This is a genomic window from Enterobacter sp. JBIWA005, assembly GCF_019968805.1.
Lineage (GTDB): Bacteria > Pseudomonadota > Gammaproteobacteria > Enterobacterales > Enterobacteriaceae > Enterobacter > Enterobacter vonholyi.
On the sequence record NZ_CP074161.1, the window covers coordinates 14,088 to 36,136 of the forward strand.

The 22,049-nt window shown below is 50.7% G+C and carries 20 protein-coding genes, 6 pseudogenes and 1 other annotated feature; of the genes and pseudogenes, 10 read left to right on the forward strand and 16 right to left on the reverse strand.

The window, feature by feature from the left end; all coding sequences use genetic code 11:
* Positions 1-5: 5 nt before the first annotated feature.
* Positions 6-353 (reverse strand): IS66 family insertion sequence element accessory protein TnpB, encoded by a 348-nt coding sequence (gene tnpB / locus KGP22_RS23475; protein WP_223582763.1) that lies wholly within the window; start codon positions 351-353, stop codon positions 6-8.
* Entirely contained in the window at positions 350-766 is a 417-nt protein-coding gene (locus KGP22_RS23480) for a transposase (protein WP_223582765.1), read from the reverse strand. The genes tnpB and KGP22_RS23480 overlap by 4 nt, the downstream gene beginning before the upstream one ends.
* Positions 767-864: 98 nt before the next feature.
* Here KGP22_RS23480 and KGP22_RS23485 point away from each other — a divergent pair.
* A pseudogene (locus tag KGP22_RS23485) lies at positions 865-1,933 on the forward strand (IS3 family transposase); the annotation flags it as partial.
* Between the two features lie 175 nt (positions 1,934-2,108).
* On the opposite strand, the gene KGP22_RS23490 reads toward KGP22_RS23485, so the two are convergent.
* The 4 genes from KGP22_RS23490 to KGP22_RS23505 all read right to left on the reverse strand — a co-directional run bounded on the left by KGP22_RS23490 (position 2,109) and on the right by KGP22_RS23505 (position 5,239).
* Positions 2,109-3,080, reverse strand: coding sequence for a ParB family protein (locus KGP22_RS23490; protein WP_223582767.1), 972 nt, complete (start codon positions 3,078-3,080; stop codon positions 2,109-2,111).
* Entirely contained in the window at positions 3,077-4,282 is a 1,206-nt protein-coding gene (locus KGP22_RS23495; protein WP_223582769.1) for an AAA family ATPase, read from the reverse strand. The genes KGP22_RS23490 and KGP22_RS23495 overlap by 4 nt, the downstream gene beginning before the upstream one ends.
* Positions 4,283-4,673: 391 nt before the next feature.
* Positions 4,674-4,991 (reverse strand): type II toxin-antitoxin system RelE/ParE family toxin, encoded by a 318-nt coding sequence (locus KGP22_RS23500; protein WP_223582771.1) that lies wholly within the window; start codon positions 4,989-4,991, stop codon positions 4,674-4,676.
* A complete protein-coding gene (locus tag KGP22_RS23505) occupies positions 4,988-5,239 on the reverse strand; it encodes a plasmid stabilization protein (protein WP_023213107.1) in 252 nt (83 codons plus the stop codon). The genes KGP22_RS23500 and KGP22_RS23505 overlap by 4 nt, the downstream gene beginning before the upstream one ends.
* A 317-nt stretch (positions 5,240-5,556) precedes the next feature.
* Here KGP22_RS23505 and KGP22_RS23510 point away from each other — a divergent pair, with 317 nt between their 5' ends.
* On the forward strand, positions 5,557-5,937 hold the full coding sequence (locus KGP22_RS23510) for a hypothetical protein (protein ID WP_223582773.1): 381 nt from the start codon (positions 5,557-5,559) through the stop codon (positions 5,935-5,937).
* Here KGP22_RS23510 and KGP22_RS23515 read toward each other — a convergent pair.
* Positions 5,934-6,490: pseudogene (locus KGP22_RS23515) on the reverse strand (hypothetical protein). The gene KGP22_RS23510 and the pseudogene KGP22_RS23515 overlap by 4 nt on opposite strands.
* Before the next feature lie 287 nt (positions 6,491-6,777).
* On the opposite strand from KGP22_RS23515, the gene istA reads away from it, so the two are divergent.
* Together istA and istB are read left to right on the forward strand one after the other, a co-directional pair.
* Positions 6,778-8,313, forward strand: coding sequence for an IS21 family transposase (gene istA / locus KGP22_RS23520; RefSeq protein WP_223582775.1), 1,536 nt, complete (start codon positions 6,778-6,780; stop codon positions 8,311-8,313).
* Between the two features lie 24 nt (positions 8,314-8,337).
* Positions 8,338-9,093, forward strand: a complete 756-nt coding sequence (istB, locus tag KGP22_RS23525; protein WP_223582777.1) for an IS21-like element helper ATPase IstB — start codon at positions 8,338-8,340, stop codon at positions 9,091-9,093.
* A 331-nt stretch (positions 9,094-9,424) separates the two neighbouring features.
* Here istB and KGP22_RS23530 read toward each other — a convergent pair whose 3' ends face one another.
* Positions 9,425-10,204: a site-specific integrase gene (locus KGP22_RS23530; protein WP_223582779.1), complete on the reverse strand. Its 780-nt coding sequence runs from the start codon at positions 10,202-10,204 to the stop codon at positions 9,425-9,427.
* Entirely contained in the window at positions 10,201-11,145 is a 945-nt protein-coding gene (locus KGP22_RS23535) for a hypothetical protein (RefSeq protein WP_223582805.1), read from the reverse strand. The genes KGP22_RS23530 and KGP22_RS23535 overlap by 4 nt, the downstream gene beginning before the upstream one ends.
* Before the next feature lie 705 nt (positions 11,146-11,850).
* Here KGP22_RS23535 and KGP22_RS23540 point away from each other — a divergent pair.
* The 3 genes from KGP22_RS23540 to KGP22_RS23550 all read left to right on the forward strand — a co-directional run bounded on the left by KGP22_RS23540 (position 11,851) and on the right by KGP22_RS23550 (position 13,471).
* Positions 11,851-12,234, forward strand: a complete 384-nt coding sequence (locus KGP22_RS23540) for an Insecticidal toxin complex protein tccz (protein WP_223582781.1) — start codon at positions 11,851-11,853, stop codon at positions 12,232-12,234.
* Positions 12,235-12,391: 157 nt separating this feature from the next.
* On the forward strand, positions 12,392-12,538 hold the full coding sequence (locus tag KGP22_RS23545) for a hypothetical protein (protein WP_223582783.1): 147 nt from the start codon (positions 12,392-12,394) through the stop codon (positions 12,536-12,538).
* 309 nt (positions 12,539-12,847) lie between these two features.
* Complete coding sequence (locus tag KGP22_RS23550; RefSeq protein ID WP_223582785.1) at positions 12,848-13,471, forward strand: helix-turn-helix domain-containing protein; 624 nt, start codon at positions 12,848-12,850, stop codon at positions 13,469-13,471.
* 126 nt (positions 13,472-13,597) lie between these two features.
* Here the strand turns inward: KGP22_RS23550 and KGP22_RS23555 are convergent.
* From KGP22_RS23555 to KGP22_RS23570, 4 genes and pseudogenes are all read right to left on the reverse strand, one after another.
* Positions 13,598-13,723, reverse strand: a pseudogene (locus KGP22_RS23555) (IS3 family transposase); the annotation flags it as partial.
* Between the two features lie 312 nt (positions 13,724-14,035).
* The gene (locus KGP22_RS23560) at positions 14,036-15,250 is read right to left on the reverse strand and encodes an IS91 family transposase (RefSeq protein ID WP_223582787.1); all 1,215 of its coding nucleotides are present in this window, start codon (positions 15,248-15,250) and stop codon (positions 14,036-14,038) included.
* Positions 15,251-15,466: 216 nt separating this feature from the next.
* A complete protein-coding gene (locus KGP22_RS23565; RefSeq protein WP_223540672.1) occupies positions 15,467-16,009 on the reverse strand; it encodes an NAD(P)H-dependent oxidoreductase in 543 nt (180 codons plus the stop codon).
* Between the two features lie 105 nt (positions 16,010-16,114).
* A protein-coding gene (locus tag KGP22_RS23570; RefSeq protein WP_223582616.1) for an IS1 family transposase occupies positions 16,115-16,809 on the reverse strand; the annotation gives its coding sequence in 2 pieces (ribosomal slippage) (positions 16,115-16,563 and positions 16,563-16,809; 696 coding nt in all).
* Positions 16,810-17,196: 387 nt separating this feature from the next.
* On the opposite strand from KGP22_RS23570, the gene KGP22_RS23575 reads away from it, so the two are divergent.
* The 3 genes and pseudogenes from KGP22_RS23575 to KGP22_RS23585 all read left to right on the forward strand — a co-directional run bounded on the left by KGP22_RS23575 (position 17,197) and on the right by KGP22_RS23585 (position 20,068).
* The gene (locus tag KGP22_RS23575) at positions 17,197-17,928 is read left to right on the forward strand and encodes a 3-oxoacyl-ACP reductase family protein (protein WP_223540674.1); all 732 of its coding nucleotides are present in this window, start codon (positions 17,197-17,199) and stop codon (positions 17,926-17,928) included.
* A 62-nt stretch (positions 17,929-17,990) separates the two neighbouring features.
* Positions 17,991-18,755 (forward strand): annotated as a pseudogene (locus KGP22_RS23580) (IS5 family transposase).
* Between the two features lie 119 nt (positions 18,756-18,874).
* Entirely contained in the window at positions 18,875-20,068 is a 1,194-nt protein-coding gene (locus KGP22_RS23585; protein ID WP_223582618.1) for an MFS transporter, read from the forward strand.
* Positions 20,069-20,288: 220 nt separating this feature from the next.
* Positions 20,289-20,385, reverse strand: a sequence feature (AL1L pseudoknot).
* On the opposite strand, the pseudogene KGP22_RS23590 reads toward KGP22_RS23585, so the two are convergent.
* The 3 genes and pseudogenes from KGP22_RS23590 to KGP22_RS23600 all read right to left on the reverse strand — a co-directional run.
* Positions 20,320-20,666: pseudogene (locus KGP22_RS23590) on the reverse strand (transposase); the annotation flags it as partial. It overlaps the preceding feature by 66 nt.
* Before the next feature lie 211 nt (positions 20,667-20,877).
* Positions 20,878-21,687, reverse strand: coding sequence for a TSUP family transporter (locus tag KGP22_RS23595; protein ID WP_223582620.1), 810 nt, complete (start codon positions 21,685-21,687; stop codon positions 20,878-20,880).
* A gap of 114 nt (positions 21,688-21,801) precedes the next feature.
* Positions 21,802-22,017 (reverse strand): annotated as a pseudogene (locus KGP22_RS23600) (transposase); the annotation flags it as partial.
* Between the last annotated feature and the right edge of the window lie 32 nt (positions 22,018-22,049).

Genomic DNA, 22,049 nt, shown 5'->3' on the forward strand with positions numbered 1-22,049 from the left:
ACAGGTTACACCCGCAGGCCAGGACGTTGTGATGACTGCGGATGTTTCCAGTTCAGGCCTTCCAGCAGCATAGCCAGTTGCGCCGGGGTCAGGTGGAGCTTCCCGTCGCTGACAGCGGGCCAGACGAAGTGTCCACGCTCAAGACGTTTGATGAACAGGCACAGACCATCCTCATCGGACCACAACAGCTTCACCATATCACCACGGCGCCCCCGGAAGATGAACAGATGGCCGCTGAACGGGTCATCGTTGAGGACATTCTGCACGCGGGAGGCCAGGCCGTTGAAGCCGTTTCTCATGTCGGTAACGCCCGTCACCAGCCAGATGCGGGAACCCACGGGAAGGGATATCATCCGCCACCTCTCTTCAGTTCACGAACCAGAGCAGACAGCATGGCCGGGGTGAGATTGCCGGACAGCTTCAGGCGTGCACGGCCGATGCTGACCTCACAGCGTTGCCCGGTATTCGCTGGCAGACTCTGTGCTGATGATGCCGGGAGAGCGGGCAGCACGGGTTGAGAGTATCCGGCGGTCACAACAGGAACGATATCGTCACGGATAATGGTCGGTGCCTGAGGCTCATCAGATAGCGCATCAACCAGATGACGATAGCGCTGACGCCAGGTGAAAAGCAGGTTGTCATTAATGCCGTTCTGGCGGGCGAGTTGTGCCACACAGGCACCGGGTTGAAGTGATCGCTGAACCAGGTCGAGTTTGAACGGCATGGAGTAGATTGCCCGCTGGCGTGGGGCTCTAGGTTCTGTCATTTGTGATAGAGTCCATTTAAAAATTAAGTGGACTCTATCATCGCCGGATTAAAGGTTCGTCGACAGACGTCGCTGACGGGGCGCTTACGCCCAGCCTGCTGTTCAAGTGGAAGAAACAATACCAGGAAGGCAGCCTCACTGCCGTTGCGGCCGGGGAGGAAGTCGTTCCTGCCTCTGAGCTTGCAGCAGCACTGAAACAGGTTCGGGAACTACAGCGCCTTCTGGGCAAGAAGACAATGGAAGTTGAGATCCTGAAAGAAGCAGTGGAGTACGGTCAGTCGCGAAAATGGATAGCGCACGCGCCCTTGCTGCCAAAGGACGGGGAATAGCCCTGGTCAGCCGCACCATGGGCGTGTCGCGTGCGCAGCTGTCACTGCGGATGAACCGTTCTGCCGACTGGCTGGACAGGCGCGGTAACCGGCGTAATGACGAAGCTGACGCTGAAATACTGTCGGCTATCCTCAACATTATCAGCGATATGCCGAGTTATGGTTATCGACGCGTGTGGGGCATCCTGCGCAAGCAACGTCGCTCAGAGGGACAGCCACCTGTGAATGCCAAACGTCTTTACAGGATAATGAGCGAGCATAACCTGTTGTTGTTGCATGACAAACCAGAGCGCCTGAAGCGTGAACATAAGGGTAAAATCGCAGTTGCAGAAAGCAATATGCGCTGGTGTTCAGATGGCTTCGAGTTCGGCTGTGACAACGGCGAAAAACTGCGTGTAACGTTCGCGCTGGACTGCTGCGACCGTGAGGCCATAGACTGGGCTGCAAGCACGGGAGGCTATGACAGTACGACTGTGCAGGATGTGATGCTGAGGTCGGTGGAAAAACGCTTCGGCGACAGGTTGCCCGACACACCGGTGCAGTGGCTGACGGATAATGGTTCAGCGTATACAGCGCATGAAACGCGGAAGTTCGCCAGAGAGCTGAATCTGGAACCCTGCACAACAGCAGTGAGCAGCCCACAGAGTAATGGCATGGCAGAGCGGTTCGTGAAGACGATGAAGGAAGACTATACGCGTTCATGCCAAAACCGGATGTGAGAACAGCACTGCAAAACCTTGCAGCAGCGTTCACGCATTACAATGAAAACCACCCGCATAGCGCGCTGGGATATCACTCCCCAAGGGAATACCGGCGGCAGCGGGCATCGTTAACTTAAGATACAAAAGCTGTCCGGAGATGGCGGGTCAAGATCAGAGCCACGAAGAGGTTGAAAAGCGTGGTGATTTCAGTGTGAAAGAATTTCAAATTTTCCTTTATAATCAAACCAATAAGCATGAAATTGGCGTGGTGAAAAATATACAAAAAAGGATGCTCTTCGGCATCCTTGTCCCTTACTCACCTGACTCTGGAAGTCTTTCCAGAATACGTTTTATTGCCTCATCAATCTCCGACTGCACCTCAGCGGAAATACGGGAAAACTCATAAACAACAAGTCGCTTCTTTGGATCAGTTTTCTTTCTGGCAAACTGATTACGATCTGAAAATTCTCTCAGCTTCTCGGTTTGAACCGTTCTAGTTGGGAGGGCTGTCAACAATTTGCTCTCCGACCGGATAACCGCAAGAATTTTGCTTTTATCAATTGCCGGATAATCTGGCATGGTCTTCAACCGATACAGAACTTTTTCCATAAGTTCTGTTACCGATGTTTGCTTGTTGTTTGCTTCTTCAGCCAGTTTCAGTAGAAACTGATAATCCGACAACGAAATATCATTTATCATCGGGAATACTGCAACCATTTCATCTGGCACTGCTGCGGCCTGGAACGCACGTGTCACTTTCGCCGGAGAGAGATTTTCTTTCAACGCAATCTCTTCTTTCGTCATGCTAGTTCCATAGGTGACCTCTAGTCGTTTTCCCAGCTCGCGAAGACTATGTTCTCTTGCTGTCTGGATATCTTTCGCCAGCTGCCGTGCATCGGCGAGTGAGATATCATCTTTGGTTACCAGAATTTCGAATTTAACATTATTAAAGATGCAGGCGGCACGACGTCGGGTCCCATCTAATATCTCAATTCGTCCATCTACTTCGCGTCCAATAGCCGGGAAGAATTGCTGCAGCCTTATCGTCCGGGAAATATCACTTACGGACTCGCGAGTAAGCATCGCCTGATCCCGTCCATTAACAGATGCATCAACGAACGTTTTTGATTCAATCTCACCGCTTAATACAACCGTTTTGACAAATTTGGCCTGCTTGCCAGATTTGAGTGTGAACGTTTTGACATCTCCGTCACCTTCAAGCATACGGGCGAACTCTGAATTGCTATTGCCGAGAACTCGACCACGAGCTAAAACCTTTTTCACTTAGATGCTCCCCGGATGTATTCAATGCGATCAAAAACAGCTTTCGTAAACCGTTCTGCTTCAGTACGTGCCTTTTTCAACGCTTCAGCACTACCTGGGTATGAAACAGGGTTAGCACTAATGATAGTGTCAAAAGATTCACCACATCGTTCGAATCCATCCAAACGTGGCAGCGACGAGTCCAGAATATTACTTGCATACACTTCGCGGGCCAGGCTATGCGAAGTTTCGTGATCGCGTTTATTAGTCATTTTGGACATGAAACCGATACTCGCACTCAGGCGTGGTTCTACACCTTCTTCTTCAAGACGCTCCAGCATTTCAGGCAAACGCGTCAGGTATTTAAGGGTTGAATGGAAATCAACCTGCGCCGGTGGGGTAGGGGTCAGAAGCAAATCACTCGCCGCCAGGCCATTCAAAAGAAACGGATCAAGATGGGGGCCGGTATCAATGAAGACAAAATCATAGTCCCCTGCGATACGGTCGATGATTGTTTTCCTGAGCACTTCTGAAGGTTTAAGACCTGGTAAATGTTCTGCAACCAGAGACTCCCACTGACTCGCCACGAAGCCGTCATCAATAGAAGCAGGGATGACATCAACGCCAGGAATAATAGTAGGACGAATAACGGCTTCTCGTAATGTTTCGGTATCGAGGTCATTCAGCATTGCCTGAGCAGCTGTTTCAAGGACCGTACCAATGCTATGGGTGTGATCCAGGAACATGGTACTGGAGGCCTGTGGGTCGAGGTCTATTACAAGGATGCGAAGATCATGCCGCAGCAGGTCCTGATGTACACGCAACGCATGTGCAAGCGTAACTGTACTGACTGTTTTTGATACACCACCTTTAAGGTTTACAACGAAAATTACGTAGGGTTCTTTATGGATATCGCGATATTTAGGTATCTGTCGGTGGGCGTAGATATCGATAACATTCTTTATCGTCAGAGCATATTGTTCGACGTTACCAATCTGCTTTTTATTAAATATATAGCCGTTTTCTTCCATTTCTTTCATGGCCAGTTCTACGATACGCCGGCTCAGCTTTGGTAGTTTTGCGACAGCGTTACGAGTATATGTCTGATGATACTCTGTCAGATTAAATTCTTTCCTTTGTTCCTCAATATCCCTACTCATAGCCTGAAGTAAAGCGCTTGCTCTGAGAGCTATGGTACCCACACTACCGTAATCGCGTTTCATTATTGTCCCCTCAAGATGGAATCCTTGCACATTGATGGCGTAAAAGCTCACGCTATTGTACAAAACAAACAAAAACGTACAACATATAATGATACGGCATTAAATTTTTGTACATAAACGATCATTTATCTCATGGTTCAAAAAGACAACTGAGGCTGTACTCAAAGAACCAACTCCTCCTCTGTTCAGAACTTGCTTCGGAACAAGGGGAGGGGTGGGACAAGCCCGGCGGGTGCGTCAGCCTGTCACATTGGGGTATACCTCTGCGTAACCATAAATTGATATTCAGGATCGCTTATGTGGCCACATAAGCGATGCCGCTGATAGAGTGACCATTTAAACCTAACCCGGCTGGATGAAGTGTTGAAACTGGGCTGGACTTCATTGACCGCTAACTTTCGATGTTGAGCCTCTCGCTCAGCCGGGCCATGAGATCCATACGTTCATGAAAAATCGCTACAACCAGTGCGGGCGCACTCCCGCGTGGCAGACAAAAAACATAATGATGTTCACAGTGTATCATCCGTAGTTCAGGAAAGAGTTCGCTCATATCCCTGAAGGAACCTCGCCCGGCAGCAAGATCTGCAATACCATGTTCCAGCCTGGCAATATAGCGACGAACTTGTGCGGTCCCCCACTGTTTACGCGTGTAGCGGATGATGCTCCGTAGGTCGGCTTCCGCATCAGTGGTAAGTATATAGGCCGTCACGCGCGCTCTCCGCTCAGTTCGTCATCAAGAATGTCTCCGATACTTTTGGTAGAAACTTTCCCCTCCAGCCCGTTGTTTATACGGTTTCCCAGCAGCTTTTTCAGCTCCTGCCATGCCTGGTCAGCGTCTGCATCGCCGGGGAACAAACGTTCGAGTGCGTATTGCTTGATCGTTTTACCTTGCAGGGCAGCCAGCGCTTTCAGGCTCTGATGCTGCTGGTCTGTTATGTCAATTGTCAGTCGGCTCACTGGCTTATCTCCTCTGGAATGCACAAACCCACATTAGCACATATGTACAAATGAGGCCATCAGATAACTTCTCCATCAAACGATCGTTTGCTGGACCAGAGAACACTTCTCCCACAACCTCTGTTTTGATAAATTGGTATAATCGGTCTGCCGGGTGCCAGCCACGGGTCTGATGACCGGTTGCCATAACACAGCGAAAACCATTGTTTTCTTTGTCCTGCGACTGACACAGAGTAATACTGTTGTCGGCCTCACCACAGACCTCTGCGAGTAATCGCCTGAGAAGATGCATACTGACTGACGGAGTGACGCCGCCTTTGACACTGCCTGTGACCGGGTCTGGTTGCCCGGAAATTGATGCTTTACCTGAGTTCCTGCAGGATATTTCGCGGGAACTGTATCAGCACTCACTGGGCGAAGGTCATCGGGAGATTTTCCAGGATGCCTGTAGCATTTTAAAAGAAATCCTCCCGGAGACCGAATGCCCTTACAGACCGTATACCATCGCCTGGCGTATATGGTTTCGGGGATTCACCAGAGGCTTTACTGAAAGCTACATCGATACAGTGGTCAACAAAAGCACCAGTAGGGTCAGACTGGATATTGCGTGCACCATGCTGAAGCACGGATTCGATAGCAATACCGTCATGAAAATGACCGATCTGGCTGAAGACGGCCTGACGCAGATCCACCACTAATCCTTTCCTGAGACTCCCTGTCTAGCCATCAGCGAGTACTGGTGGGGCAGGGAGACATCACTCTCTGTTCGGCCTGCCAGCCACAGCGGTTCAGCAGCTTCATCACACCGCCCACATTCCCCGTCAGCTGAGCCATCAATGGGTTAACCTGATAGCCATTATCGTCAAAAGCGATATCAAGGTTAGATCGCGAAAGGTAAACGCCGTTTACTGCGCCATTCAGAGCCACGGCATACCGCCCGGACCACTCTCTGTCGTTCAGCAGACGGTAAGTCCAGCTCATGTCCTTCGCCGTTTCCAGCGCATACGTCAGCCGGAACAGGTCGTTCTGTTCAGCCAGCTCCCCGGAGCAGGAACGCCAGAGGTAATCCAGCTTGCCGGCCAGCTTCGCGCCGACGCCCAGCTGGCGCCGCTGCTTCAGCGCGGCGGCCAGCCAGCGGGTGAGAAAGAGGTTTTCCTGTGCCGGCGACAGCGCATCGCCGTTCTGCCTGGCCAGCGCAAGCGCCACCAGGGCACACCACGCCAGATGGCCCGATTTTTCTGTCAACGTCACTGAGTGCTCTTTTCCTTATATTCAGCCCGTAAAATGCTGGCGGGTTCCCGTTAACGTGCACAATGGCATCTGAATCGATCACGGTTTGGCATTCGAATCGATCATGATTTGGCATGTATCTCCGATCGCGGTTTGGCATCACAATCGATCATGATTTGGCACGCATCCGATCACTGATTGGCATCCTGTCGCTCACTCCGGGAATTAACTCTTTCCATCACAGTCTTCATTGCTGTTTTAAGCCAATGGAGATATCGATGTCCAAAAAGAGAAAAGCCAGGAGTTCCATGGAAACCTGTTTTAAGATCCTTCAGCTTAAGTTCGACCAGAAGCTGACCAACCGTTGCATCGCACTGACGCTGAAAATCAGTGCATCAACCGTTTTTGAGGTGCTCTCCCGCTTTAAAGCCACGTCTCTCCCATGGCCCCTCCCTGAAGCCATATCCCACGCGGCCCTTGAAAAGCGTATCTTCCCGGCCAAAAGTGCCTCTGCGTCAGAGCTGGTTATGCCTGACCTGCTTCACTTCGATACTGAGATGAGAAAGCCAGGCGTGACGCGCCAGCTGCTGTGGATGGAGTACAAGGCTCAGGCCGGTGAGCTGGCTATGGGGTACTCCCACTTCTGCCGCTGCTACCGGGAGTGGAAAAAAACGCGCCGCCTCTCCATGCGCCAGGAGCACCGCGCCGGTGAAAAGCTTTTTATCGACTTCTGTGGCCCGACGGTCCCCGTCGTCAACCCGGATACCGGAGAAATACGCCGTGTGGCCATCTTCGTGGCCGTGATGGGAGCATCCAACTACACCTACGTCGAGGCGTGTGAAGGACAGGATATGATGTCCTGGCTGAACGCCAACAGCCGCTGCCTGACCTTCCTGGGCGGCGTACCGAAGCTGCTTATCCCCGATAACCTCAAAAGCGCGGTGAAAAAGGCCGATCGCTACGAGCCAGTCATCAACGACAGCTACCAGGCGCTAGCGGAGCACTACGGTACCGTCATCATCCCGGCCCGCCCCTATAAGCCGAAAGACAAGCCGAAGGCGGAAAACGGGGTCCTCATCGTCGAGAGGTGGCTGCTGGCCCGCATCCGCAATGAAACCTTCTACACGCTCAGGGCGCTGAATACCCGCCTTCGGGAGCTGCTGACGGACATGAATAACCGGCCAATGAAAGGGTACGGCAACCAGACCCGCGCAGAGCGCTTCCGCATGCTGGATGCGCCGGCACTCTCACCGCTGCCTCTGGCGACGTATGAGTACACCGAATACAAAGCGGTGAAGGTCGGTCCTGACTACCACGTTGAGTATGCCCGCCACTGGTACTCGGTCCCGCACGAACTGGTCGGTCAGCGTCTGTCGCTGAAGGCAGGCCAGGCGGTGGTTCAGGTCTGGCACAAGGGTCAGTGCGTTGCGCAGCATCCGCGCAGTTCGCATGAGTATAAGCACACCACCAATCCGCTGCATATGCCTGCTCAACAGCGGGGGCACGGGACATGGACACCGGAGCGGCTGATCGAGATGGGATGCAGCATCGGCCCGTTCACCGGCAGGGTGGTTGACGCCATGCTGAAAGCAAAGGCTCATCCGGAGCTGGCCTACCGCGCGGTACTCGGTCTGACCGCGCTGCAGAAAAAATACGGAAAAGAGCGACTGAAAAAAGCCAGTTGCGTCGCCTGGCACTATAACGCACCGGACAGACGGTTCATCGACAACCTGCTGCGCCACCATCGTGAGAACCAGGAGCTGCCGTTATCCCGTCAGAGCGAGCAGCACTCCATGACCTCACCTGAGCATGAAAACCTGCGCGGCCCGGGCTACTACCACTAACAGATGACCAAAGGAACCGACTGTATGAGCGATAACCTGTTAAACAAACTGACCCAACTGAAGCTACCGGCGATGGCCGGTAGCCTGATACGCCAGCGAGAAACGCCCCAGACCTACGAGGAGCTGTCGTTCGAGGAGCGGCTGACCCTGCTGGCCGATGATGAGTTGCTGAACAGAGAAAACGGTCGTGTTGCGCGGCTGAGAAAAAGCGCCAACCTGAAGTACCAGGCAGCCCCGGAGGGGCTGCATTACCCGGTCTCACGGGGTCTGCGGGCCGAACAGATGCGGGAACTGCTGAACGGTCACTACATCACCCACAAGAAAAGCCTGTTGATCACCGGCCCGACGGGGTGCGGAAAAAGCTGGATAGCCAATGCGCTGGGTGAGCAGGCATGCCGACAGAAACACAGCGTGCAGTACTGGCGTACGGGACGGCTACTGGAGATGCTGGCGCAGGGGCGTGTTGACGGCAGCTGGCTGAAGCATCTTAAACAGCTGCAGAAAACGCAGGTGCTGATACTGGACGATCTGGGTCTGGAACCGCTGAGCAACGCGCAATGTAACGACCTGCTGGAGATAATCGAAGACCGCTACGGACAAAGCAGCACCATCGTAGTAAGCCAGTTCCCGGTAGACAAGTGGCACGGTCTGATGGAGAACCCGACAATGGCAGATGCGATCCTGGACAGGCTGGTGCATAACGCGCACAGGCTGGTACTCCAGGGAGAGTCAATGAGGAAAAATAAACCGGCAGTGGAAAGCGACGAAAAAACAGTTTAAAAAGTAGTAGGAAAAGTTAAGTTCCCGGTTGATCGAATGGAGGCGAATCGCTGATCGAACTTCGATGCCAATCCGTGATCGAATAGAGCGGAATACGCAGTTAACGTTCACGCTGAGCGTAGTTTAAGCGAAACCGCGGCAGAGTGGCATCCGGAAGCGTCTGCGTCTGCCTCCGCATACCAGAGGGTCCGGAAATGATGTTTTCCGCGTAACGCTAAAACCCGCTCAGGTACCGCCCTCCCCGAAAACCCCTCACGGGAGACGGGTCACGCCCCGCTCCTGTAAGGGGGTGGACAAGCCCACCGGGCGCGTCAGGCCGTTATCAACAGATTCACACAGCGCCTTTCAGCATGGCCACCGCGTCGGCCTCCGGCATCTGAAACTGCACCCGGTGCCGCGCCGCGATGTCGAGCGCAAACACCTTCGTGTATACCTCGGTCGAGCTTATCGACTTGTGGCCCATTAATGCCTGCAGCACCTTTAGCGAAATGCCGGCGTACAGCATATGCATCGCATAACTGTGGCGGAACGTATGCGGGGTAATGGGTATAGAGAAATTTACCCCATCTGCTGCTGCAGCGTCCACGGCCTCCGCGAGCCAGGTTCTTACCGTTCTGTCGGTGATGGTCCACAGGCGGGCCTTTTCCATCCGGCCGGTTCGTTTATTCTTTCTCTCCAGCGGGATCCTGAGCGTGGCCACCATCATCTGCAACTGGCTGAGGTAGTGCTGATCGGACAGAGGGACCAGACGATGCGGTACTGTTCCAGCCGGAGTCCGGCCGGCGCTGCGGGCGGCTTTCTCTTCACGCTGCTTCAGGGTAGCCAGCTGCACGAACGGGTAGGGTGGTTGCAGTAAAAAATCCGTTCTACCCAGTGCTAACGCCTCGTTGATGCGGGCGCCGGTGTTCCAGAGGGTGCCCAGCAGCATCCTGCGGTGCAGGTCGGGGACGTAGTGGAGCAGGGCACTCACCTCCGGCGCCAGCAGGTATTTCGGCAGTTCCTCCTGAACGAGGGCCATCTGCCGCAGCGCCAGCGCGGCCGGATAGTCCATCGCCACCGGCAGCGGCGGGGCGGACTGCTGCACCCGCGGGCCGGGAACGGCCGGCATCATTCCGGCTCTCCCTCACGGCCCGCTCCCGGGAGCGCCTCGCGGGAGGCGGAGGCAACCTCCTCCAGGACCGACGTCCATCCTCCCGCAAACCACTCTCCCGGATCTTCGCCGCTCAGCACCTGCTGCAGCCAGCGGGACGGAGAGCGCCGGTTGGCGTCACGAAACCAGACCGGATGGTGCTGTCCCATGACGGACCAGAAGTCGAAGTCCGCCTCCGGCGGCTCAAAAACGTACGCGTTCATGACCAGATCCCGGCAGTGCGCGTTCAGAAACAGCAGAAACGCTTTGAGACTGCCGTAGCCGCCGCTGCCCATCCCGGCACCGAGATAAAACGCCTCGGTCACCAGGCCCGTGGCGATCGCCCCCGTTTTTTCGTTCTGACGCAGGATCATAAGGGTCCCGTCATGACGCCCGCCGGTAATACGGATCAGCTCAAAGACATACCGTTCATCACCGTCCGGGAAAAAGAACGTCTGCCAGCTGACACCGGAATAGGTCCCCAGCGTCACCAGCGGAAACATCATCCCGTCACCGGTAGTGAGCCAGTCCGTGCCGGCGCCGAACGTGGTTTCAAGGCGTTCCGCCAGGTCCCGGGTCAGCTCGTCCTCGCCTTCAGCACAGTCCATAAGCAGCCCCGGGGACACGTTCAGCCGCTGCGCGATCCGCACCAGATCCGCAATGCGCGTCCGCCCATCATGCCGTGAGCCCGGGAGAACACCGTCAGAAGAAAGGCGACCGAACAGCGCCAGCAGCCGTCCGCCGCATTCCTTCTGCCACCGCTGCCGGCCGGTCAGCATTTCCCCGTCTACCGTCACGTCCGGGTACTGCCTGGCCAGCGCGAGGCGGATCTCGCCCTCGAGGGAGCGCTCATTTTTCATAGCCGACTGCTCGATGCGCGCAAACAGCGCATCGTCAACATTCCTGGCCTGGATCTTCGCCATGATTCTTTCCTTATGCAAAACGTATTCAGCGACTGTAAAAGTCGGCTTTAACGAATATGAGTCTTCATTAACTGATGATTGATTAAATGAATGCGCAATGATTCTTTTTGTAAACAATAAAAGAAATTAACACATGGTAAACAGTGAAACAGTCACATTGCTAAATTACCGGATGGCCGTTCCGGTTGGATCCGATTTTTACGGTATAGCGCAGTTTCCGGAAGTGTACCACGCCCACGGAATAACCACACCGCCCTTTTCCGGTGCTGAGCGGCCGGTCACGGGGCAGGGCATGAACACAACATACAGCGTCATGAGCAGCTGATGACACCGCTACATCTTGTGTCATGGGGCCGCAGCACGCCGGTGGGGTTCAGGAAGATCCGGAACAACCATTTTTCGGATCTGCGGAGAAGAAAAGAAGGATTATTGCCGGAAAGTCACAAAAAGCGGCGGATTGTTGTGATACGGGGATTATTGCCTTACAGGAATAAAATAATGACTATTGTTGCCATTATTGGATAAGTCAGCGTCAAGGTAAATTAGCGACGAATCGGCGCTGATTATTTCTCACCCTGAGTGCCCATCCTTCATTTTGGCATCGTGTCCGATCATTAAAGCCCACTTTGTGCCAGAAGCGGACGTTGATAACGTTGAGATATGTTAATTTATGCGGAGCAGGTCAACAAATAAAAGGAGAAGAAGATGCAAATCAAGTTTGGGGTGTTGTTACTCGTGGTGCTTGTTCCATTGACATCAACTGCAGCAAAAGGGAGTTTTGTTTTTTCGGTCGGTAATGAGAAAACTTCGTTTGACTCTGGATGTGTAAAGTCAATTGATTATGTAGAGAAGGATGAGACAGGTGCAGAGAATTTAGTATTTAGATTTTCCGATGAATGTGGCAAAAGGTTGTCGGACATGACCCGACAGAATATCGGAAAGCATATGACCATCGCCTACGATGATAATAAAATTACTTCCGCTATGATTGCCTCGCGCCTGAGTACCAGTTTCAGAATATCCACAAAAAACATACCAAGAATAATGTTAATGCAAATACTTAATGATTATGATGGTATTCGTGATTAACCAGAAAAAAGCGGCAAATAACAATTTATTTGGCAATGTAAAAGTCATTTATAAATACAATTTCCGCTCTTCGCTCAAAATGGCCATATCAAATGGATGCATGACAGGTTTGGCTGGCATCAAGAAGCGGGCGTTTGAGCATTTCCCCATGTAAACGGTGTCCCTTCAGAGCGCGTTTGACTATGTGGATGAGGCCTTTGACGTATGGCGGGAATGCTCTCGTCATGCCTGGCAGCTGGATATCTCGTGGCTCGAAGCGCAGGGGATTAAACTTCAGGATGAGACAGCAGCAGAGGGCTACTGATCCTACCCGCGAATAGTGGACACGGGACTAAGTGAGTTGGACTGACCCCGCCCCGGTAGACAATCCTGCCATATAGTGTGTAAGACGGCGATCCACAGCAGGAAGTGGGAAGAGATACAAAATCTGTCAGGAGATGACCTTTCAGGATCGCAGGATTAAAGTCAAACGCTTACAGAATTTTTTTGATACCTGTCACAGGTTCAATATTTCACAATCACTGATACAAAATAAAATCATAATTCACCTATATTGAAACCCGGCAACACATTTGACGTACTAACTTAAAGGGTATTATTACAGGGAATGATGATGACCAGTATATCCGCACTGCTTGCTGCAGAACGCATCATTGAAAATATTGAGAGCGCTGACTGTTTTCACAGGGTTGTCGCCGGCGAAAAGCAGACCATACCATTTCGTCAGAAAGAGACGCAGTACGTGTACTGTCTGCGCGCGGGTGAAGCAGAGGTCCGCAGGCTGTCAGACGATACCGTCGTGGCTTACGTCAAAGCCCCCGCCGTCATCGGGCTGACCATTCGGGAGAAGGATACGATCTTTCATTATCTCAGAACCACCCGACCAGCAGAGCTGATGGCAGTAAGGCAGGAACGCGCGCTGCGCCTTATCGATGAGCTATCACTCTGGCAGGAGGCCTTCACCCTTTGTGTGGATGTGGTAAATAAATGCTACATTCGCGATGAAGTATTCGTATCGCGCAACGTCTACGGTATTGTCAGACAGCACCTTGACATGCTGTGGGAAATGGATGAAGAGCAGCGCAGCAGGTTTTCAGCCTTTGAGTTCATTCTTAGCCGGACGACCATCTCACGCAGTTCACTGAACAAAATTCTGAAGGAGCTCAGCACCGGCGGATATATTACAATGCGCAGGGGAAGGCTGATGGATAAAAAGTCACTTCCGGCGAATTACTGATGTTCCGGCAATCCCGGGCATCTTCCGGTGCCTGCACGGCATGGTGAGAGCCGGGGGAAAGGTTCCTGCCCTGTGCCATCAGCTAATGAAATACCTGCTTCAGGACACCTTAACATTCAAGATGTTCAGCGAACTGAAGAACGATTCGGCCACCGCATTATCCCGGCTGTTGCCACGTCTGCTCATGCCCGGCGCCAGGTTACTGGACCGGCAGAAGCGCTGCCAGTCGTCACTGCCGTACTGGCTGCCCTGGACGCCCTTCCAGGAGTCAAGTCAGGGGTTTGGGGCTCCGTGGAACAGTGTAAGCGTCACTAAATGGGGTTATCGGGTCGCGCAAGGGAACTTCCCCCCTGCGCTCCCACGGAACCGGACGTGACAGTCTCCCGTCATCCGGCTCTTGTCGTTGACCGTTCATGGTTAGGAGACTGGAAAAGCGTTTTAAAAATATCCTGACCATGAACATAGTCTTTTGGAGCGCAGTGATGGCGGGTGGTAGTGACGCTAATGGCGATAAAATTCGGTTTTCGGTGCCTTTTTAACCTGAAACCCATTTTTCAGGCGCACTTATCCTGCAGTCTGCGCCAGAAGCCATCGTTTCCTGTCGATGCCGTGCAGCCTTTCTGCCACCAGTTCGGTGGCGTACCTGCCGGCCTCTGCGCCGCTGAAGCGAAGCCGGTTGCCGCACAGAATGCATTTGTAGGGAGCCGTGCGCAGAAATTCCTTCATCAGCGCGGCGAAGCCCGGCTGCTCCGGCTTTTTCCTCGCTTCCATCTGCAGGGCTTCGTACACTTTCGGCAGCAGCTCGCCCCGTTTCCGGTTAGACAAAAAGCCGTAGTAGCGCACCATTTTAAAATACTTTTCCGGCACGTGGCTGATGTAGCGCCCGCTCATCTCTTCCTGAGTCAGCGTCTGTTTCCGGTGCTGCTGCGTCCGGTGGTCGTAATAGTGGTGCACCACGGCGCCGCCGCTGTAGTGCCTGAGCTTTGCCGCCGACACCGGCGGTCGCTTCAGGTACCGGCCAGAGTATTTGACGCTCCGCCAGGCGCCCCGGGTTTTCTTCGCAAAGTGGACCTTCCAGCGGCGCCCGTACTGCGCCTGCAGGTAGCGCTGCCACTGCTTTTTATCGCGGATATGCCCCAGCCCGGGCAGGCTGCCGGGATTAATCAGGTCATAGCTGTGGCGCAGCAGGTGGATGACCGCCCCGCGCCAGATTTCCTCTACAGGCTGCTTCTTAAAGAAGAGGTCGCGCCATACGCTGTGTTTTATATCCAGCCCGCCGCGGGTGACGGACAGATGAATGTGCGGGTGCTGGTTGAGCTGGCGGCCACAGGTGTGCAGGGCGCAGAAGATGCCGACCTCCACGCCCTGTTTGCGGGCCCACCGGAGCATGGCGCGGGTGGCGGCGCGGAACAGAGCGTTGAGCAGGGGCCAGTTGTTGTTAAAAAAGGGCCACAGGAGGTGAGGCATGGTAAAGGTGATATGCTGCCAGTCGCAGTCCGGGAGGATGTGGCTCTGCTGCGACACCCACAGCTCCGTGGCTTTGAAGCCGCAGGAGCAGCAGGCCTTTGACTTACAGCTCTGGCAGAAAAAACGGGAGTGGGTGCAGTCGGCCGGTGCGCAGCAGTAACGGCGAACGCACATGGCAGCGGTGCCGCAGGCGAACATGCGCTCGACGCAAAGACGGGTCCACGGGGTCAGGCTATCGCCGAACTTATTGATGAACAAATTCCAGCCGTCATCGACGGTGAAGAGGAGTTTTGCAGGGCGAGGAATATACATGCCGCAGAGTATAAAGCCGGGTTCGGGACATGCAAGCCATCGGAACCGCGAAGCGGTGACGCTCGCCCTGCAAGGGCGCTACTGTTCAGCTTGCAGGTACGAACGAAGCAGCCTGGTGGCTGCAAATCGTAATCGGTTAGAATGGCGTCAATTATCGCTCCCCTAACCGAAGGTCAGCCCTTTTCTGCCCGTTCCACTGAGCGTCAGACCCAGAATTTATTGGCCAATTGACCGGATGAACTCAACATACTCATTGGGTGTTTCTGTCGGCTTAAATTGATCGGCATGAATGACGTATGGATCAATAAAACGCATTTTGCAGGTTCTCGCCGTTTGCACGAAAGGTACCATGAAGTCGTAAAACCAATGCATGTTGTAGCCATCTGGGCCATAGGAGCTTTTAGAGCCACCCGTTGTCGGAGCGAGCAACAGCGACTTACAAGCAAGAGCATAATCTTTACCTTCCACGCCTCCATGATGTGCCCAACCGTTTAGTAAGATGTCATCAATCCACTGCTTCAATAAGCTTGGAGTGGAATACCAATAGAAAGGAAATTGCAAAACGATGGTATTTGCCGTAAGCAACTTTTGGCGATCTTCTTCTAGCTTATCATCAGGCAGACCATTATAGGTTGCATGGCGGTAGCGCTCATAAAGATCAAGAACTTCAATGTTCTTCTCGTTGGAAAGTTTTTCCACCAGACTTTTATTTAAAATAGATTCTTCGAGATTGGGATGTGCAACGACAACAATGATCATTTATCGAGATGCCTTAGAGATAAAAGTTAATTTATATTATGATAACTGTACTGGGGAAAGCTTTCTAGGGTTTACTGAAGTGTCTGAAAAAGGTAGTGCATCCAATTAGTAGAACATGTATTTTTCGATAAACGCTCCGATCACTTTTTCGTGGATCTCAACTGAGCGTGAGAAGCAGATTGTTTTACGAGCCAATCGCTTAATGCGGGTGCGGAGCGTCAGGTTATTACGCTCAATGCGTTGGGTGAATATTTTGCCGGTCAGATGCTTATCCTTCGGCACCTCCCGGCCATAGCTGCCCCAGTCGTCGCTGGTGATCATGCCGATGTTGAATGGTGTAAGCAGTGCCAGTAGCTCCCGGCAGGTTTTATCGGTTCGAGGACCGAAAGTGTAGGCCAGTACACCGCCTGTTTTGGTGTTGTACGCGTACCAGAGCCAGTGCTGCCGGGCTTTACTGCCAACGAAGCTCCATTGCTCATCAAGTTCGCAGATAAGCGCCACATCAGCATGGGCAACAGGCGAAGACGTTATTCGCTTTGGCGCGAGTTTTTTAAAGTCCGGATGACGGTGTTAATGCCAATTTTCAGTGTTCTGGCGGTATCGCGAACCCCGACACCATTGAAGGCCATTTCAGTGATCTGCTCTTTAATACCCGGCTTACGCGCTTCATAAGCATAAGTGAGCTGAAACACATGGTGGCAGTCACGGCAGCGAAATCTGTCATGGCCTTTAGGGTTCTGACCATGGCGGTAGACCTGTGCAGACTGACAACGGGGACAATGAACGTTAACGCTGGCCATGAGATAACCTCAAAAGCCCGTATTATACATCAGATTCAACTAATTAGAGGCATCACCTGGAAAAAGTGTCCGGTTAACTCGACCAGAACAGGTCACTGATGACAGGAACGAGTGGCGTTTGCTTGCTGAAGAGCTTTCCCTGTTGCCGGGAATGACCGATACAGGACACCAGGGATTTACCGTTTTATATAATGTGTAATTTTAATTGTTGCACTTTACTGATTTTATGGTAATAATATAATTTTTAAATTGTTTGAATTATTTATTTCTTTGCAAGAAGAAACAACAAAGGAAACTACAAGATAATTTCCAATGTGTGTTATTACTTAATTAAAAATTAAGTAGTATCCGAATTAATTTCTACTAAGTTTAATGAAAAGGTTAAGTATGAAAGAATTTGATAAAAAGGTTGCATTGGTCACTGGTTCTTCTCGCGGTATTGGCGCTGCTATAGCAATTGAATTAGCGAATAAAGGTGCTAACGTAGTATTAACGTATTCATCTTCAAAAGATAAAGCTGAATTATTATTAAATAAAATAAAAGCAATGGGTTCTGATGCAATGCTTTTAAAAATGGATGCAAAGAACCCATCAAGTATGTCAAAGCTAATTGATTCGGTTAGCGAAAAATTTGGAGGGATTGATATACTGGTAAATAATGCAGGTGTGTTTAATGCTGTTGGTTTGATAGGCGATATTGATGAGTCTGAATTTGAATTTCAGTTATCGGTTAATGTTCGTTCGGTGTTCAGTCTTACTCAGGCGGCAGTGAAAAAGATGAAACCTGGTGGAAGGATTATAAACATTAGTAGTATGGTTGGTGAAAGAGCTGCATTTCCTGGTTGTAGTGCTTACATAATGACTAAGTTTGCAATTTCAGGATTAACTCGTGCCTGGGCACTAGATTTAGCTTCAAAAGATATTACCGTAAACGCCGTTTTACCAGGGCCGATAGCAACAGACATGACTGCTGGTTTTCAAGGAGCAGATCAAACGCCAGCGTTGAAAAGATTAGGTACACCAGAAGAAATAGCAAATGTAGTTGTGTTTCTTGCCAGTAGTGCTTCAACATTTATGACTGGTGCTTTGGTTACTGTTGATGGTGGTGCTAATGCATAATAATAACCTATCCCAGAAGGGATTGTCAGAATGTCTTAACTGGTAATTTCTGAAGGGAAAATATTGCAGGCAGAAAATGGTGGATTAGCGATAAAGCTTTGGGAAAAATGACATCATTTATCCTTGAGCGCAAAACCAATCATCTGTTCGGTACTCACCGTAAATGAGCTGCCATGTATGCTATATTCTTCGTTCTCAGGAATGATTGCCAGTGGAATGCCACCGGGATATGTTCATCGATTCCTGTACACCGGTGTTTACAGGAATGGTGTGACATCGGTATCTTTGAGTGCTTCTGGCAGAATGGTTTATTTGCTTATGAACATTAGGACGGTATTGGTTGGTCATGGTTGTCAATGGACGGCTGCATGACCGGATCACTGCATTCAAGAACAAAAACAGGCAGCAATCAGTTAGAAACAAGGTGTAAAGCGTAGTCTACTGATGGATGGTAACGGGTTTCTTTTATTGCTGATTGTTGCATCAGCAACAACGTATGACATCAAACTGGTTGTGGAGAAGACCGATACTCTTCAAACGGGGGGTCTGGGACAAAAAATCAAGTTTTGCCTGGACAAAGGTTGCTAATAGGGTTGGTTCTAAAGAGTTGCTGTTACGAGCCGCATATCCAGCCCCGTAAAGAAGAGTTTGATGCCAGTAAAAACTAGGACTTCAAAGTCCATCGCTACCGTTGGGTTGTCGAAAGAATTCGTAGTTGGATGAATCACTTTATCCGGGTACTGACCAGATGGGAAAAGAAGACCGAAAATTACGAGGCCAATTTGCCTGGGGTTTTATCGTCTGGAATAAAGTCTCTGTTTAAATGATACAGGCTCCGCCCTTTAAGATATTACACTAATCTATAACACAAATGAATAAGTAGGTTCATATATAGTGTATGAATGATAGTTAATTGATTTTTAATACAAGGATATAGGGAGAGAGAATGATTTCAAAAACTAATATTATTAATGCTAGTGTAAATAGTCAGCATTTACCACTCAGTGCGCTTTTGGCACTATCAATAGCAGCATTTTTGACACTATTGACCGAGATTATGCCAGCTGGATTGCTCTTGTATATTTCCGAAGGATTAGATGTTTCCGAGAGTATTGCCGGTCAGTTTATAACAGTTTATGCTGTAGGGGCACTTATTGCAGCTATTCCTATGACTGTATTTACTCAAGGAATACGTCGGCGCCCATTACTATTAACTGCGATATTAGGATTTGCGCTTGTAAACCTTATTACAGCAGTTTCTGATAATTTCATTTTATCTATCGGTGCACGATTCTTTGCCGGCATTTTCGGTGGTCTCGTCTGGTCGTTACTGGCAGGCTATGCAGTACGTATGTCGCCATCTCAGCTAAGTGGGAGAGCTATAGCAATTGTATCGGCAGGTGCGACGATAGCATTAGTACTAGGTGTCCCGTTTGGTTCAGTACTGGGGAGAATAATTGGTTGGCAAGGCACTTTTGGACTGATGAGTGCTTTGGCAATTTTACTTATTATATGGATAATAAGTATTGTACCTGATTTCCCGGGGCAATCCAGAGAACTGCGTCAGTCGTTAATAAGTGTCTTTAATAAGACAGGTATTTGCGCGGTGCTTTTTGTTGTCATGTCTTTCGTTCTTGCCCACAACATTCTCTACATTTATATCGAACCCTTTCTGACAATGTCAAGTTTATCAGCGAATGTCCATATTGTTTTATTTGTTTTTGGCTTTGGCTCAATCATTGGATTATGGTTCATTGGTGTAATGGTAGATCGTAAGTTGCAATTTCTTGCAGTAGCAAGCATTATTATTTTTGGACTTTCTGCTTTTCTTCTCGGATTATGGGGACATTTTGAGCAAATAGTTTATCCTTCAGTCTTCATTTGGGGACTTTCCATTGGAGGCTTTGCGACTATTACCCAAACAGCATTATCGCGTTTTTCTGGTAACTCATTTGATGTGGCCCAGTCTATGTATACCACTGGCTGGAATATTGCTGTTGCATGTGGCGGAGTTGTCGGTGGTATTTTACTTGATACGATAGGACCTTCATCTTTTGCCTGGGCCGTAATCTTAGTTCTAGTTTTTTCTTTAGTAGGTACAGTTTTTGCTATGAATAAAAAATTGTCAAAAATGAACTGAAGCGGGTAACGTCTCTAATTAGTTGAATTCGATGTATAATACTCGCTGAACGATCAAGCCTGGATAGAGCAAAAAATGGTTCTGTGGTAAGAAAACTGGCGGGATATAGTCGTCTTGACGGTGAACCTGCTGTAAAAGCGATGAATCAGATGTACATGGCTAATCGATTATTTATTAACTTCTTTCAGCCATCGTTCAAGCTTCTGGAGACACAACGTATTGGCGGGAAAACGGTTCGCAGGTTCATCGCTCAGGGTATCCACCAGGAGGGCTATTTTTTCCAGAGGCGGTCGAACTCCGCCTTCGCAAAATAAGCTGAGGCCTGTCGCAGGATATCATTGCTGCGCCGTAGCTCGCGGTTCTCCCGCTCCAGCTCTTTCAGACGCTGACGCTCAGTGGTGGTGAGGCCACCATCACCGCCACCGGCATCACGTTCATACTGACGCAGCCAGATACGCAGGGTCTCGGGCGTACAGCCGATTTTAGGGGCGATGGAACTGATGGCCGCCCACTGCGAGTCATAGTCATTCTGGCTTTCAATAACCATACGAACGGCCCGCTGACGAATCTCAGGGGAAAAGCGAGTATTTTTAGTCATCCTGTTTACCTCTCTCAAGGAGTTTAGTCTCCAGGATTCCCGGGGCGGTTCACTCTGACATATCAGTAGTCACAAACCCGTTAGCGCGTTCATTATCGGTCTGCAGATTCTTTGTGTGGTAACGCTCAAGCAGCGCCTTAACCAGTGGAATCTCTTCTGTGGTAGCTAATCTGATTTCAAACTTTTCATGTGATGCGTACATTTTCACCTCTCAGAGCTGAGCAACAGATTTAAACAACAGCGTTAGCATCATCACGCCCACTGTAAAATACAGAACCTTTTTGATTATCGCGCCATCGGTCTTAATCGCGTGCAGAGAGCCAATATGATTACCGACCAGACTACCAATAATCATAGGGATGCCAATTAGGTAAGCCATTTTACCGGCAAGCGCAAACGCAACAAACGCTCCGATGTTTGAGGAGAAGTTAAACATTTTGCTCGTGGCTGATGCCTGCAACATGCCGAAGCGGTTGATTACCGTCAGCGCGATGATAAACAGGCTCCCCGTACCTGGACCAAAAAAACCATCGTAGAAGCCAACAACCAGACACACAGCAGTAATGGCCATAATGCCCGTTTTAACCTCATCAGAGGCTCCCTGTTTAAGTTTTCCTTTCAGGGTGGCCGCAAGCAATCCAATCGGTAAAAGCGCCGCTATGACGATTGAGAGCGTTTCAACAGGTATCAACAGGATAACTTTTGCGCCAATGTATGCGCCCACCAGTCCCGCAAAAATTCCGGCCGGTACAACGCGCCAGATCACCGATTTGTTTTTCACAAAATTTTTGATGGCCGCAATCGTGCCAATGGTACTTACTAACTTTTCCTGCCCGAGCGCCAGCTGGGGCGGCAAGCCAGTAAGGATGAATGCAGGGATAAGAATCAGCCCCGCACCGCCGGCCACCGCATCAATGTAACCTGCCACAAACGACGCCAGCACGAGCAGCAGCACGCCGATAAGCAGATACTCAGCTATAACACTTCCTGCAATAAAATCCGTTGTGTTCAGCAGTTCCATTTTTACCTCAAAGAGTGCGTAAATTATGCTCGCAAGCCGCTGCATCAAGAAGCTGGCTATCGAGTGGTTTTGTCATCATGCCAAAGACGCGTAGCAACCAACGATCAGTTCAACGCGTCGGTGAGCAGAACTGGATGAGCAAATGCCGGTAGCATTGAGGGCATTCCATTGGCCCCCCGTCCTAAGCACAAAGAAAATGGCGTTCATCGCGGCACGATTATCCACCCGCTTGCGATGCCTCCCCAAGGGGTGGTTGGTTTTGTGTTCTGGAAGCAATGGTTCCATTTTTGCCCAGAGCTCATCACTAATCAGCCAGTTATCGCCCGCCATCCGCCCCTCAGAAATTGTCACACAACACTATT

Excerpts from the sequence above, each read along its gene's own strand:
- tnpB (WP_223582763.1), bottom strand. The coding sequence starts at position 353 with ATGATATCCCTTCCCGTGGGTTCCCGCATCTGGCTGGTGACGGGCGTT.
- KGP22_RS23480 (WP_223582765.1), bottom strand. The coding sequence starts at position 766 with ATGACAGAACCTAGAGCCCCACGCCAGCGGGCAATCTACTCCATGCCG.
- KGP22_RS23495 (WP_223582769.1), bottom strand. The coding sequence starts at position 4,282 with ATGAAACGCGATTACGGTAGTGTGGGTACCATAGCTCTCAGAGCAAGC.
- istA (WP_223582775.1), top strand. The coding sequence starts at position 6,778 with ATGGAAACCTGTTTTAAGATCCTTCAGCTTAAGTTCGACCAGAAGCTG.
- istB (WP_223582777.1), top strand. The coding sequence starts at position 8,338 with ATGAGCGATAACCTGTTAAACAAACTGACCCAACTGAAGCTACCGGCG.
- KGP22_RS23530 (WP_223582779.1), bottom strand. The coding sequence starts at position 10,204 with ATGATGCCGGCCGTTCCCGGCCCGCGGGTGCAGCAGTCCGCCCCGCCG.
- KGP22_RS23535 (WP_223582805.1), bottom strand. The coding sequence starts at position 11,145 with ATGGCGAAGATCCAGGCCAGGAATGTTGACGATGCGCTGTTTGCGCGC.
- KGP22_RS23540 (WP_223582781.1), top strand. The coding sequence starts at position 11,851 with ATGCAAATCAAGTTTGGGGTGTTGTTACTCGTGGTGCTTGTTCCATTG.
- KGP22_RS23550 (WP_223582785.1), top strand. The coding sequence starts at position 12,848 with ATGACCAGTATATCCGCACTGCTTGCTGCAGAACGCATCATTGAAAAT.
- KGP22_RS23560 (WP_223582787.1), bottom strand. The coding sequence starts at position 15,250 with ATGTATATTCCTCGCCCTGCAAAACTCCTCTTCACCGTCGATGACGGC.
- KGP22_RS23565 (WP_223540672.1), bottom strand. The coding sequence starts at position 16,009 with ATGATCATTGTTGTCGTTGCACATCCCAATCTCGAAGAATCTATTTTA.
- KGP22_RS23575 (WP_223540674.1), top strand. The coding sequence starts at position 17,197 with ATGAAAGAATTTGATAAAAAGGTTGCATTGGTCACTGGTTCTTCTCGC.
- KGP22_RS23585 (WP_223582618.1), top strand. The coding sequence starts at position 18,875 with ATGATTTCAAAAACTAATATTATTAATGCTAGTGTAAATAGTCAGCAT.
- KGP22_RS23595 (WP_223582620.1), bottom strand. The coding sequence starts at position 21,687 with ATGGAACTGCTGAACACAACGGATTTTATTGCAGGAAGTGTTATAGCT.